Source organism: Burkholderia pseudomultivorans (assembly GCF_902499075.1).
Classification (GTDB): domain Bacteria; phylum Pseudomonadota; class Gammaproteobacteria; order Burkholderiales; family Burkholderiaceae; genus Burkholderia; species Burkholderia pseudomultivorans.
The window spans coordinates 1-14731 of sequence record NZ_CABVPP010000035.1; the positions used below are offsets into that span (position 1 = coordinate 1).

Sequence of the window (14731 nt, forward strand, 5' to 3'; positions counted from 1 at the left end):
CACGGACTACTCCACGCCATCACCATCATGCCCCACGCGCGCGCGAATGGGGGAAACGGTCGGGCCGAGCCGCTTACCCTGTTCTGAGAGCTGACTGTACCGAAAATGTACTTTTCAACGCCCAGAAAGCACAAGGGGTTACGTGAAATTCACGTAACCCCTTGATTTTACTGGTGGGCTGCAGGAATGGAATTAATGACCAAAACCCTTTTTGCATAAGGTTTCTAGTCATCCGACCAATTCATCATGCCCCCAGAAGTGCCCCCCAATTTTCAGGAGCATTCTGGTTCGATTGCCCACTCAGCTTCAACGATCCAATAGGGCCGGCGGCAACGTCGCACAGCTGGATGCTATTGTAGCGTCCCGGACGATGCTAGACAGGCGACCTCAAACTAATCCGCCCACGCCACTACCCCTAGAGCACGCGGCTCGCGCCGATTAACTAATCCCAGACATGGATACGAATCGAGAAGCCTGCTGAGCCTTATAATCGCCCCACGGCATGAGTTTGACCCGGGGATAGGTGAGGTAAAGTAAGCGCTTTGATCGCGTGACCGCGACAAACGCGTTGCGACTTTCCTCAGCCATCTCGCGCACTTTGCCAACGGCCCGATAGTCGGGGAACGTTCCTTCCGCCATCCCTGCAATAAACACGGCGTCAAATTCCAGCCCTTTGGACGAGTGAACGGTCAGCAGGGCAACGCCGTCGCGATGGGCCTTTTGGGTGGCCCCCAACGCCTTGCTGCTCATAAAACCGGACAAGGTGCGCGACGTGCCGTCGGAGCGAAGGTATTGGTCCCATTCTTGCTGAAAGACGGCTACGTCCTCATAGATCGCGCGCCTAGAATTCTCGTCCAGGGAGTCGGCATAACCCCTCAATAGCTTGAACGCCGGCATAAGGTCTAGGCGTGCCGTGTTCTGAACAATCGAAGCGACCGCTTCCGCCACGGCCTTGGCTCGCTGCTCGGCCGCACTCCGCGCCATCTGCGACAGCGCAACCATGGCGTCCGTTGCCGTTTCAGGCGGCTGCGTCACCCACTTCGTTGCCAACGCCGCCAAATGGAGCCGGTCCCTCGGGTTCGCCAAGATGCGCAACGACAAGTGGAACTCGTCGACGAGGTCGGACTCGTTTTCATGATTAGCGGTCAATCGCTTGTAGAAGGGAACGTTGCGCCGGCGCAGTTCGTTCTCTATTGCGAGCAAAGCGAAACGGGTCCGCCCCAGAATCGCACATTTCGACGGCTCAACACCGCCCTCAACATCGGGGTGTCCTTGGGCAAACAGCAGTTCAAGCTCGTCAACTATCAACCGCGCCTCGTGCTCTTCGTCGTCTCCAACGAACACGCGAGCGTCGCCCTTGATCGGAAGCTGGGCGTCAACCAAGTAATTCGGATCGATGGACCGAGCAACGTTCACCACTGCCTGCGAAGATCGAAAGTTCTCGGTCAGCTCGATCAGTTTCGCTGCGAACTCGAACCGGAACTTCTCCATGTATTCCGGGCTCGAGGTGTTGAATCCATATATCGACTGTTTTGGATCCCCCACCATCATGACGTTTTTATACGAATCTCCGCAGAGCGCACAAAGCAGAGCGTATTGCGCTTCGTTAAGATCCTGCGCTTCGTCAACGCACACGAACCTGTAAAGCCTCCGATAAAAATCCGCCAGCTTGGGATTGTTCGTCAGCAGCCGGTAACCAAGCAGCAAAAGATCGTCGAAGTCGTAAGCACCACAAGCACGCAACCCGGCGTCATAGGCATCCAGGACCCGCTTGTCAAGCTCATCACTGAGCACGGCGCAAGTGATGGGGTGCGCCTTGACGCGCGAGATCATTTGAAGCCAGTTGTCGACTCGCCGATTGCGCTCTTTGCGATCGACGATCTGATTGACCTCCTCGTCAAGAACAGGGTCCTGCCGAATCGCCTCCAACAAAATTTCCTTCCGGTCCTTATGCTGTTCAAAGATGTGCGGCTCGCCTTCCACGCCCACAAGCTTCCCTCGCTCCACCAGCATTTCCAAGCAGAAGCTGTGGAGGGTGCCAATGAATGCGCGCTGCCGATTTTCACCCAAGTCGGAGAGGCGATCACGCATCTCGTCCGCGGCCTTGTTGGTAAACGTCAGCGCCAGCACACGAAAGTGGCCAGGAACACTCGTGAGAAGTGAGCGGACTCGTTCCGTCAACACGCGAGTTTTTCCGGAACCCGGGCCGGCTACCACGAGCAACGCGCCGTCGACATGTTCGACGACCTGGGCTTGCAGCGTCGACAGGCGCAACTTGGTTGGACTGTTCATTGTTCCTCAACCTCCGCCTCTACTGCCAGCTTGTGAATTCCGTGATTCTCTCCGATGACCGCAAATAGCCTCTCGACGTGTTTCGGAAAACGTCTCTCCGGGTCCGTCAAGCCGGAGATCGTTCGGGCTAACGGCTTGGCGAGACGTGTTTTGGACGCTTTCATGGCATCAGCTGCGGCGCGAATTCTACCTCCATCGCTTTTGTAGTCCCTGACGCCCTTCCCCTTCGCCAATTCCAGCCCATGATGCTTGTCGATGAATTCGTCCAAAAACGACTCTCGACCGTGCGCTTCATTCAAAGCGGTTTCGATTTCGGCAAGATAGCCGTCCTCCAACAACTGTGTCTCGAAGTTCTTACCAGAGGACACGACGACCACGTTAGGAGACGAAGCGATGTTCGGCTGCCCCGCTTTTTTCAAGGCCGCCTCCAGGTCGCTGACCGGCTTCTGCTCTCCGTCCCCCATGACATACCACGGGATTTCAAGGCTCTTCGCAAGCCAGATGAACGGGAAGTAGTCTGTCCCGTTCGCCCGCACGAAGCTGAAGCCCAATTCGTGAATCGACGCTCCCCAATACGCTTCCGCCCAAATCGGCAGCGCCTGCTCTTCCGTCTGCCCTTCGAACAAAACCACGGCCCTTGCAAAGAGGATGTCCCCCCGCGATTCGATGACCGTCTCCTGCAACTTGCGGATATCGTCGGCCTTCTCGAGCTTCGACAAATCAAGCTTACGCGCTCCAGTATCTCCGCCCTTCTTGATGAAAAGCCGAAGATCCTCTAATTGAGCTTGGCCGGCGAAATACGGTGAGTGGGTGCTGACAACGCGCTGCCCCTTGATTTTCTTGATATGTGCGAACAGCGACCGTTGTGCCTGCGGATGAAGGTGCGACTCTGGCTCTTCCAAGGCCAGAACAGAATGCAATTTGTCGTTGTTCTTCGCCGCCACGTCCCCGCGCCAAGCGGTAAACGCCCTGAAAACGAGCAGAGAGGCCAAGCTCCGCGTTCCCATCCCGTGGCGTGCGAGCGGGAACGACTGGGCTCCCGCCGTCGAGAACGACACGTCGACGCCTTTCGATAGGTCTCGCAGCTTTCGCGCGACCGGAGCGATGTCGATGCCAGCGCTGTCGGCGGAAACCACTGCCTGCAAGTCCGACAAGTTCGTCTTCAGGCGTTGGAGCATCGAGCTTTTGTCTACGATCTGCTGGTTGATCCCCGTTAGTGCAGCCTCCAATTCGGCCACCTCGTCGCCAGACAACCCAAGATCCTCGGTCATCCGTCGCCAGAACGAGCCTTGGCGGCGCATGTCGTCCTCCAGGTCGCGCTTGGCGTCGATATAATGCAAGGCGACGGGTTCGAGTTGGGCCGCCGTGATTGGCTTGTCTTGCGTCGGCGTGTCAATCCACTCCTCAAACGGTTTCCATTCTTTGAGAAAGAGCCTTTCGACGACGTAGTCTGCTTTTTCGACACGCCAAGCCAGCACCGTGCGAAAGGCCATGAACTCATCAAAATCGTGATCGTCCAGCACGATGCCGGCCCCCCACAAAGCCGTCCAGAAGCTGCCCTCCGGGAACTTGTCGACGACCTTTCCGTTTTCGTCGACAGGGCGAATCCGAATGTCGACCACAACCCGCCGGTCTTTTGGCGGCATCGCCTCGCCGTGCATCAGCCGAATGTCGTCTTGCCCCAACAGCTTGCGCCCGGAGCCGATAGCCGCGAACATCGCGTCAAGGAAGCTCGTTTTTCCAGCATTGTTTGCTCCAATGAGCACGGTCAAGTCGTTGAGTTCGACCTCAATATTGGCCAACGAGCGAAAGTTGCTGACACGGACGTCTGTGATGGCAACGCCGCTTTCTGGCGCATAATTTGGCATAGGTCCCTCTCACTTTCGCAATGCCGATGAGTTTTCGTGCGGTGTAGCGCCCTGGCTATCAGCTTCGGCGCCGAGCGACCGACGCAGTGCGCTGACATCTCACCCCTGATTCAACGCTCATTCTCGTTTTGCTCCCAACAATGCAAGTGGGGCCTGCGTGGCAGTCTGCATGACCTTTGCCGACAGGTCCGCGCCCGACACATCCTCATACCGTGCGGGAATCCGCTCTTTAAGCCGGAAAAGCCGCTGGTGCGCAGAGCGCGTAAGCTGCCCATAAGTGGCGGCAACCACGCGCCCCCGAAGGACGCCCTCTTCTCTGAGCTCCTTCTCTTTCGTGGTCTTCGGAGCAATCTCGTGCCCTACAACAAAGGCCCGGAACATTGGTGTCCCGTCCAACGACCCACTAGACAGGAAGTCCTGTACGTAGCCATCGGCTTGGGTCATCTCCTCGCGACCGATCGTTGATTTGCCCTTCTTGAGTTCGATGATCAAGACGTTCTGGATACGGGTGAGACTCGCATCCGCTGGATCAAAGCCTTCGGTTCCAACGATCGAACAAGTCGCGTCGGCCAACGACATGATATCCGGCCGCTGTTTGTGGTTGACGAAGGCATCCGTAGATACTCGCTTTTTGAAGACCTTCTCTGCTGCCGTCCGTAGACTCACATTCGAAGCGTACTCGCTGCTGTCGAACTCCGGACCAAAAAGCCACCTAGCCTGTGTCACCAACGGGTGAAGGGTGTGCAGCTCGTCGGCTGCGTCATCTCCGCTGAGTTTCTCGATTGCGGCAAGCACCGCGAGCCGATGGTCGATCTCGTCAAGAACTGAAAGGGCATCGCGCACTGTCCATTGGCCCAGCAAACGATCCAGGCCTTCGATGTCCGACTCATCCAGCTTTGTAAGCTTCTCAAGCAAGGCCGCCCCACCTCTCGCCTTCTCCAAGTTGATCAGTGCCTGCACTGCGGCGGATAGAACATCCTGCGAAACCGTGGGAGTCGACTTCACCAGCTCCCGTGCAAAAGTGGCAACCTCTGCTCTGCCAAGCTGCGAGAGTTCCTTGAACTGCTCCCTGTTGCGGACTAGCACCTCCTCCGAACTCTCCTCCACCAATGTCGACGAGAGAGAAGCAAAGACGTGCTGTGCGTACTGGCGCGCCCCCTCAAACAGGGCGTCAGCCTTGGGACCAGGCTTGAAGCGCGACCAATCCGGTTCGACCTCGGCCATCCAGCCATCGCCGGTCTTGACCACGATCGAGTACCGCTTGGCAAAGCGCGCGCGGCCGTCAATCACGGCTTCGGCCCCCACGACCCAGCCAGGGGTCCCCACCAGCCGGCTGTTCACCCAAAAGGCGATGCCTTGGTAGAGTGTCGACTTGGCCGCACGGGTTGAGTCCACAACGTAGGCCTCAGCGGGAGGGCAACCCTCGATTGCCAAATCAGCTCTCTCGATCAACCCAGTCTGATCGGCCAGCGACACCGACTGACCGTTGACGCGCACCACGAATTGCGGATCATGCAGGAACCGCGCCGACAGGATTTCGCGAATCTTGTCCGGGTCGGGTAAGTGGCGCTCTACCACCACGGAGAGCTTCGTGCCGTGCCCTTGGTGCAGAAACGACGTTTCCTTCTCGATGCGGAATGGAGTCTCCTGGCTTTGCGTTCCAATCTCGAAGCCCGCACCTTTGCCGTCGCGCCAAGTCTCCACGGAATACTGGCTCGCGAAGCACAGCAGCCCGTGGCGGCCGACCCCGTTGCGACCATAGGCCCTGCGGCGCCAGTCTCTGCGCTCGGCCGGGAACTCCACATTCGACCCTTGGTGCTTGATACGGTCGTAGCCTAACCTCATCCACCGGCCTTTGAATTGGGCTGCGCTCATCCCGTGCCCGTCGTCTACGACGGTCAAGGCCAGTTGGTGCGTCGGCGGAATCGTCAGGTCGACCAGCGAGGCACCAGCATCCCAAGCATTGGCCACAAGTTCGGTGAGCGCAACCTCCGGATCGTGCGCAATGCGCCCAAGAGTGCGCACCAGGTAGTCCTCTTCAAAGAACGACGCCGTGGTTGTGTCTGTCATTCTTTTTGGCTTTGCCATCATTCTTCCTCTATCCGTTCGCGCTTCAGCGGAGCGGCGCACGTTGTCTCCACGCATCGCTTGAATGTCATCACCAGACCCGATACTTCGACCGCCTATTCTCGAATACCGACTGGATGTTCTTCACTAGCCACGCCAGCTATAGCAGCACTCGGAAGTGACGCTTGTGCTCACCGAACGAGGCCGTTGAGCCTGCATTCGCTTGCTGCTTCACTCCTAAAATCTCGCCAGTGTCCATTCGCCACTTTTCCGGTCATTTATAAAGTGACACGGAACTAATTTTCAACGCTTCGCCTTTATCAAGCAGCTCATCATCTTCACACCACTCGCCGACCCAACGACTCAATCCCAATCCAGCACCCGGCCGAGTTCCGCCGCGTGACGGCCGGGGTAACTTATCAGCAGCTGCGGCAGAACACAAATCTGTGAAATTTTCAATAAAACCGTCGTGCAACTTTATCTGCCACTTTGTACTTATACCGACAACCACCGCCTGTCGCCTCTTATCATCGAGTTGACGAATAAGCTATAGCAAGCCCGCATCATTCGTCGCCACGAATCCTTCGGCATCTCAACAATCCAAGAGAGATCAAAATCTTCAGTTCGATATTAAATAATCTGCCTATGGAACAATCACGAACTCACCCCACTTGCTCGGTAACACGCAGGCGAAAACAACAACGAATGTATAATCAAGCTGCGCCAATACGCACCAGATCGACCAAGAGAGTCAACTTTTAGCCGAACTATCGCAATTTTTAATATAGTGGATGATTACCAATAAACTTGCCGTCATTGGGATCGATTGCAAAGAAATGATCCACATTCACAAAGACTCCCGTTGGCCCAACCCCACTAACAGACACAACGAATCCGGGCTGCCCTCGTTCAACGAGAGGCAACGAAAAATCGTAATCTTGATTTACTTTATAGCTCGCATGTGTTGGCCATGGGTTATCAAGAGTGTAACGAATCGATGAATCTGCGTTTAAAACCATAGCCTGCGTCTTACCATTTACTCTAGGCTTCGTAACAAGAAACCCGGATCTATCAGGGAGCATCTCATAATTAACACGCCCTCCTTCGAGGTCAAGCGAATACTCGACCCCGTCTAGTGACCACGTAAGCTTCACAACCTTCACAATACCGAGAGGTGGATAAAGTCGACGCCGCTCATCGCTCGACATAGATTCGGGTATACGCTCACCCTTTTCACCGACTCTAATCAAATTTTCAACTTTCATTCTTCACCGTCCGGGCGGAAGAGGATCGATTCCCAACACCTCGAAATAATCTCCACGATTCTTTGGCGGGACCATTAACTCAATTTGATTAGCCTCACCCGGAAGATTACCTTGAGGGCCAACAATTCCTTCTCTGATCATCATACCGGGCCTATTTACCTCCAACCTCGCCACGTATGGCAAATCAGGTTTGTATTCCTCTTTAATTGCCAAATTATTACGCGCAAAGACCTGATCTGGAATCTCATCGGGCGATGCCCACCCTCCAAGATACATTTGCCCATTCTCAATTTTCGCCTTTTGTGCGTCATCGATGACCATATTGTACTGTTCTCCGACTTTGGCCTCTCTCTCGATGACTAACGTTCCTTCCTTATACGGTGGATCCCTCCCCTGGGCAACTGCCTCAGCGTTTACCTCCTCCGCGGTTCGAACTCGAACCGGCTTACGTTCAACTTTTAGCCCGTCACCCGCCGGGTCTGTATCAGCTGACTTCGCTGCCTTAGAAGCGTCGGCGGCACTATCAGCGTCAATTCCCCTAGCGCCCACCGCACCAATTTCAGCGGTCTTGTTGGCAGCATTCGCAGCATCAGACGTCTCACCGACCTTCGCGGCAACATTTGCGACCTCACCGACTTTATCGGCAACGTTCGCCGCCTCTCCAACTTTACCAGCCACATTAGCCGCTTCGCCGGCCTTGCCCGCGGCCCCGACTCCACCGACGAACAGTCCACCGATGTCGACCGCGCCCCGCCCCAGCGCCTCACCATAGTTGCCTTGGCTCCACGCTTCCATGTACGGCTTGGTGATGCCGTCGACAATCGCTCCCGGATGATCGTAGATCGCCTGCACCGTCCTTCCGGCCGAATCCAGCGTCTGTGAATAACCGTGGTAATCGTATAACCCGGTCAGGTCGGACAGTCCTTCGGCGGCTTGCGATATGGGCGTTAGCTTGGCCGCCCCGAGCGCCAATCCTCCGAGGCCCTTTGCCATATCCCAAAGCGCACCGCCGGCCCCTTCGAAGAATCCGCCAACCTGATGCATCACGCCCTTGTCAGGCGGCGGATTGGCATTCCCAACGACGTTCCCGCTTGCATCCACCGAGCTCCCCGGCGCAGGTTCGGTGACATAAGTCCCGGTGCAGTTGCCAGAGTTCATTGTGCACGGGTCACCGTCACGAATAACGGGATGGCCGCCCGCGCGAACCGTCGTGCTGCCCTTCGTCGGCCTGGTCTCGCCGCCCACTGTGCCGGAGCCAACCCCATCGGCCGTCCCCGACTCATCGCCGGTACAGGTCGGGACTACACTCTGATCGAGCACGTACGCCGGCTTTCCGTTGAACCGCACGCTCGGTACGATGCCCGATGACCCGCTCAGGTCCGAGATGACCTGATAAGGCACCGGCGGTGTCGAGCTGCCCATCGGTGTTTTGCAAACGTCGGGAGTACTGCTGACCGCCTTGAAACTACCGTCCTGTCTCGACGCGATCCGATTGCCCTTCGAGAAATGATCGGAAGGCTGCGCCTGATCTTCAGGTTTATAAACACCCGACTCAAAGCGTTTTTGAACCGACTGCGCCGCCTCATCAAATATTTCGCGATCGACAGGTCGCCCTCGCTCACTCCACGGGTTGGGCGTGTTCCATAGCGTGTCCAAGTTGTTCACGGCATCGCGAGCCTGATCCACACTCTGAATGTTGAAATGCTCGCGAAATACATCGCCCGCATCGCCGGCCACTGAAATTTGCAACGGCTCAGCCATGTTGCGTCTCCGCGCGTTGAGTCACGTTGGCCGGAGAAGACGTGGCAAGTCGCTCGATGTCGGTCCGCTCAACAAACCGTGCTTCGAAGCGTCGCGCGCGAATCGACTTCATCAGCGTCCCGCGCCACACCAACGTCAACATAGGCTTCGCAGCATCCGACACGTCGACGGACAACGTATCGAGCAGCAACGGCGCGAACTTCAGCGTCTGGTCGGTGTAGACCCATCCCATCGGCAGATGTCCGGGCAACGCGATGCGAAGGATCGTATTGCCACGCTCGTCGATGGTCGATCCGGGCGTGCCGGCGGGAACAAGGTTCGTCAGCAGGATCGTCTCGTTCCCCTTTAGGTGCGGCACCTGCATCAGCGGATGCGCGCCGTTCCAATACTGAAACTGAAAATCGTCTGGTAAGCCCGGATGGCGCTCGGCAAGCCACGCGTCGTCGTAGGTGCCAGCAAGCTCACGCCTCGATCGCCATGCTTTCGCGACGATACCGAAGCCAGCCGAACGCAGCGACGGATGCGTCCGCCCGTTCGCTGCTGCCAGCCATGCTTGTATCGAAATGGGCTCACTGCTGGCTTCGATCTGCGGCGCAGCAATCTTCTGCTGCTTCGTAGCGGCAAGAAACCAACGCTCGGCAAACCCCAGACCGATTGGATTGTCTTCACAGACCGTATGCGCCACCGGAAGATTATCTTGGTCAGGATGCACGGCCTGCTGTTTGTCATCGAGCCGGAATGCCTTCGGGACACGTTTCGAAGCTGGATCCTGCGCGTCGATCCGACACTGCCCGCCCCATGCGTATTCGTAGCGAACGGGCAGCGCGGCGATTGGTTCCGGAGGCGTCAGACGCCAGTCGATGGGACGCACGATGCCGAGCGATGCGACCTTGGCGAGTCGATTCATGCTTCGTCCAAACATCGACCGTCGAACAAAGTACCTTGGACCCATTATGGATAATCTGCGATCCAGCAAAACTTTCGTCGTCGGCACACCGGCGTCATCGTCGGGTTGTACGGGCGCAGACACAATCCGGACGCCCGCCACAAAGCGCGGCACGGGTCGCCCCTGCGGCGCATAAGCCGTTCCGTTAACCAGCACGTCGCAAAACGGTTTGTACGGCGCAAGATCGCTTTCCTCTGCCACGCTGGACAGATTCGGCTCGCCATGAAAACGGTCGGAAGTGGCGAGCGGCTTTTGCTGCTGCGCCAATACCAGCGAACCGTGACGCAGTTCGAATGTCTGCCGCAGTACGACGGTATGGAAGGACGCGCCGTCGGGTGCAAACGATTCGAACGCCAGTGCAGGGAAAGGCGTGTAATTGGAAAATTCCATCGCGGCCCCGTCAGTTGATGTCAACGTCCCTGCCGTTGATTTGTACCGGCCCAGAGCCTTCGATCAGCAATTGCGTGCCACGTAGTGTGATATGCCCGTTGGACTCCATGATGAGGACGGCGCTACCGGTCTTCAGCTCGATTCGGTCGCCGGCCGTAATCATGTATGTTTTGCCGACCATCGTAGTTTTCGAAAGACCGACTTCCTCTGCACTCGCCAGCCCTGCCGACGTATTCACCGCACCGGCGACCGTTACCTGATACCCGCCACCGACTGTCAGCGCTTTCGCAAGCCCCACGGTCTCCGTCGACGTGAGCGCAATCACGAGGTTCTCCATGCCTTCGATCGTCTCGTTCCGGTTGCCGCCCACCGTCAGCGTCTCGTTGTTCCCGACGCGTTCCGTGCGATCCACGCCGATCGTGATCGTCTCGTTGTTCCCTACCGTCTCCGTGCGGTCGTGGCCGACATGCACCGTCTCGTCGTGATCGACGTTCTTGGCGCGGTCGTTGCCGACCCAATGCGACTCGTCGTGCTCGACCTCGATGCGCTGATCCTTCTCGGCGTGAAGCCAGACCTCTTCCTCGCCCTTCTTGTCCTCGAAACGGATCGCGTTGGCCGTATTGACGTTACCGCCCTTGGTCGATCGCGACAGAATGCCGCTTTGGGTCGCACTAGCCGGCAATGCCCACGGCGGCATGTTCTGCGCGTTGTAAACGCGAGAAATAATTAGGGGTCGATCAGGGTCGCCATCCAGAAAAATCACGACCACTTCGTCGCCGATTCGAGGAATGTTGACCATGCCGAAACCGCTGCCGGCCCACGGTTGCCCCACGCGCACCCAGCACGAGCTGGATTGATTGCGCTCGCCCAGCCGGTCCCACGGAAACTGGACCTTCACGCGCCCGAGGCTGTCCGTGTAGATTTCTTCACCCTTCGGGCCGACCACGACAGCAGTCTGCGGCCCGATGATGGTCGGCTTGGCAATGGTGAACGGCGGCCGGTACGGGATCTTCTTGCGGATGCAGGTGAAGCTGCACGCGTAGGTTGCCGCACCCTCGCCCGCCTGATAGTTGTTCGATCCGGCATGCATGACGCCCGTAATCAGAAACTGGCGATCTTCCGGCTTCCCCTCGTGGTCATAGTGCTCGTCCAGCTGGAAGTACCGGGCAGGCGTCATTCGTCGACTCGTCGTCGTGCCGGTGAAAATCTTGCTATGCGCCGCAAGCGCCTGCGCCCGGAAGCGGGCCAGATCCTCACCGCGATCACTGTCCGGGAAACCGTGCTCGCCCAGATAGTCGTAGATTTCGTAGGCTGGCACATCGCCTTGATCGACGCCCGTGTTTCCGCCCGAGAACCGACGCGCGCCGGGCGCTTTGTAATCGTACGTCTTCAGGCCGACCCGGCTCGACTCAAGCTGCCGTCGTGCAGAGAAGTTCTTCACGACTGCCAGATCGTCGCGTGCCTCCCCTTTCGAGTACTCCAGAATCGGACTCATGCCGTCGATCGGCTTCGCCGCGATCGAGTTGTCGGTGATGATCAGCTTGTGCCCGTCTTTCGTGTGCTCGAAGTAGTAGAACAGGCCGTCTTCCTGCATCAGCCGCTGCGCGAACTCCAGGTCGGTTTCCTTGTACTGCGTACAGTAGCTCCGATTCTGCGTCGCCTTCGACAGACGGAACTCAAAGGACGCCATCGAGCCATAGTCACGGAAAAGCGCCGAAAGAATGTCCTGTGTCGTCTTTTCCTGAAAGATCCGGATGTCCTGCCGGCGGGACAGCATCCAGAGCCACGGCTTGATCACCGCGCTGTATGTCGTGAGTCCGCCGTCGGTGTCAAGATGCGAAAACGCGACGACGTAGCCATGGAAATACCGTTCCTCCGAACTCGCAATGGCATCGGTCAACTGTAGCGTAATTGTCACAGGTTGGCCGATCATCTTTTTCAGTTCGATCGAGCGATCCTGCGACGCGAGCTGCGTGTCAATGTGAAACAGATCGGAAAGATTTTCCGAGCAGGTAAAATTGACTAGAACGAGCTCGGAACGCCCTTTCAACGGCGTTTCAATCGTGAACAGGCGATTGCTTTGAAGCTGAAAAAAGCTCGGAATATCGGACAATTGCATGATTGGCCTCAGCGCTACCCCGGAATGAGTGTCGATATTACTGCTGGTTAATCGTACGATGATAGTGCCCTTTTCATCGATCCGCCAATTTAACGGAACTTCAAGTTTCCCCAGGAGCCAGTATTCCCGGAGTATCGATGGACGAACTGTTGCCGCATTTTGAATACGAGCTTGGACTGCTGGCCCGCAAACTAACGGAATTTGCCGAGCGTTTTCCCAAAATTGCCACCCGGCTCGGCATCCAGAGCGGGCAGGTGGATGATCCGCATATCAGCCGACTGGTCCAGACGTTCGCCTTCATGGCTTCGGCGCTCGATACCCGGCTGACCGACGACTATCCCGAATTTATCGAGTCGTTGCTCGGCGTGATCTACCCGCAATATCTGCGATGCATCCCGTCGTGCGCGATCGCGGAAATCGACCCGACCGGTCAGTTCGGCAATCTGACAGGACCGTTTGTCATTCCACGCGGTACGCCACTGGACGCACGAGCGGCACTCTGCCGATTCAAGACGATTTACGACGTCACTCTGACGCCGCTGCATGTCGACACCGCCCGCTACTCACCAACCACTATCGCCCCCGCCAAGATCCGGCTCGGCACAGATGCGACGGGAATTCTGTCCGTTACCTTCGCCTCGCTGTCTGCGACAGGACACTTCGACGCATCTATTCCATCCGGGCCGATCCGCGTGCATCTCTCGGGAGAACGTCCGGTGATCGCGGCCCTCACCGACACGCTGCTATTGCGTGCGGCCAGTGCATTCGTTGAGGTCGATCACGACGGGCGCTGGCGCGCGCTTTCCAAAGTACCGTTTGAAGCGGTCGGTTTTGATGACAATGAAGCGCTTCTGCCGGACGACGCCGGCAGCGCAGGCCTGTCGTTCCAGTATCTGCTCGAATATTTCGCTTTCCCGGAAAAATTCGATTTCATCGACATCGATCTCGCGCGGATTCGGCGGGCGGCCAGCGCCCCTCACGCACGCCAGTTGACCTTGCACGTTGTGGTACGCGACACGCCGACCGATTCAGCCATCTCGCAAATGCTGGGGGCGGTCAGCGCGCGCACGTTCAAGCTGTTCTGTACACCGATAATCAACCTCTTCGAGCGCGCGGCGGCACCGATCCTCTTGACTGACACCGACCGCGCCTATCCGATTACGCCCCTTCCCCTCGAAGAAAAGGGCGTGCCCCCCGATCTCTATGCGATAGATCAAGTCTTTCTCGGCGAGAAGTCCGCGATCGACGAGCAGATGAAATCGTTCTCGTCTGCATCTCAAACGCCTCGGACGCCCGTGCCGCCATACCGGGCGTTCAGTCACAGCTTGAGTTCGCAAAAGGTCTACTGGCTGCTCTCTCGAGATCGCGACGTCACCTTATTCAATCCCCGCCAAAGCCCGTGGCGGCTGTCGCTCGTCGGACTCGACGGTCAGCCAGCGAGGCCGGAGCAGCCGCAAGTCGAGATCGATTTGCTCGCCACGAATGGCGATCTTCCATCTCGATTGCCGCTCGGCGACCCGCAAGGCGACCTGCTGAACGAAGGGGCCGCGCTGCCTTGCCCAATTCGCTTGCTCACGCGACCGACCGCTCCCATGACGTTGACGCGCGGCGAAGGGGCGCTTTGGCGCGTCCTCGCCACCTTTTCGCCTCAACCGTTCGATCTCTCACGGCAGGGTCTTGGCGAACTCAAGGCCTTTCTTCGCCTTCATGCACCGCGCGCGGCGATCGTCGCACAGCAAGGTATCGACGCGCTACGAAGCCTGGGTTACAAGCCTGCCATGAAATGGATGTCGCTCGACGGCAAGATGCAGTCCTTCGTGCGCGGCATCGAAATTCTCGTATCGATCGACGAGTCCGCGCTACGCGCCATTGCGCTCAACACGTTTGCGCGAATACTCGACCGCCTCTTTGCCCCTTACGCACCGACGAACAGCTATGTGCAACTCGTGATCAGGTCAGCGCAAACCGATCAAGAATTGATTCGATGCGAGGCCCGTCCCGGTACGCGCGCGTTGCTCTAACG

8 protein-coding genes are annotated in these 14731 nt (G+C 57.6%); 1 reads left to right on the forward strand and 7 read right to left on the reverse strand.

The features are described 5' to 3' along the window. Positions 1-438 precede the first annotated feature (438 nt). From BST28156_RS21365 to BST28156_RS21395, 7 genes are all read right to left on the reverse strand, one after another. On the reverse strand, positions 439-2292 hold the full coding sequence (locus tag BST28156_RS21365; protein ID WP_172820297.1) for an ATP-dependent helicase: 1854 nt from the start codon (positions 2290-2292) through the stop codon (positions 439-441). After that, positions 2289-4160, reverse strand: coding sequence for an ATP-dependent nuclease (locus BST28156_RS21370; RefSeq protein ID WP_053299170.1), 1872 nt, complete (start codon positions 4158-4160; stop codon positions 2289-2291). The genes BST28156_RS21365 and BST28156_RS21370 overlap by 4 nt, the downstream gene beginning before the upstream one ends. A 117-nt stretch (positions 4161-4277) precedes the next feature. Further along, on the reverse strand, positions 4278-6251 hold the full coding sequence (locus tag BST28156_RS21375) for an ATP-binding protein (protein WP_217451816.1): 1974 nt from the start codon (positions 6249-6251) through the stop codon (positions 4278-4280). A gap of 755 nt (positions 6252-7006) precedes the next feature. Further along, positions 7007-7492 (reverse strand): hypothetical protein, encoded by a 486-nt coding sequence (locus tag BST28156_RS21380; protein ID WP_012492773.1) that lies wholly within the window; start codon positions 7490-7492, stop codon positions 7007-7009. 3 nt (positions 7493-7495) lie between these two features. After that, entirely contained in the window at positions 7496-9253 is a 1758-nt protein-coding gene (locus tag BST28156_RS21385) for a DUF4150 domain-containing protein (RefSeq protein ID WP_081000766.1), read from the reverse strand. Beyond that, entirely contained in the window at positions 9246-10589 is a 1344-nt protein-coding gene (locus BST28156_RS21390; protein ID WP_053299171.1) for a DUF2169 family type VI secretion system accessory protein, read from the reverse strand. The genes BST28156_RS21385 and BST28156_RS21390 overlap by 8 nt, the downstream gene beginning before the upstream one ends. Positions 10590-10599: 10 nt before the next feature. Continuing rightward, the gene (locus tag BST28156_RS21395; protein ID WP_053299172.1) at positions 10600-12708 is read right to left on the reverse strand and encodes a type VI secretion system Vgr family protein; all 2109 of its coding nucleotides are present in this window, start codon (positions 12706-12708) and stop codon (positions 10600-10602) included. Between the two features lie 137 nt (positions 12709-12845). Here BST28156_RS21395 and tssF point away from each other — a divergent pair, with 137 nt between their 5' ends. Continuing rightward, the gene (tssF, locus tag BST28156_RS21400; RefSeq protein WP_053299173.1) at positions 12846-14729 is read left to right on the forward strand and encodes a type VI secretion system baseplate subunit TssF; all 1884 of its coding nucleotides are present in this window, start codon (positions 12846-12848) and stop codon (positions 14727-14729) included. The last annotated feature ends 2 nt before the right edge of the window (positions 14730-14731 follow it).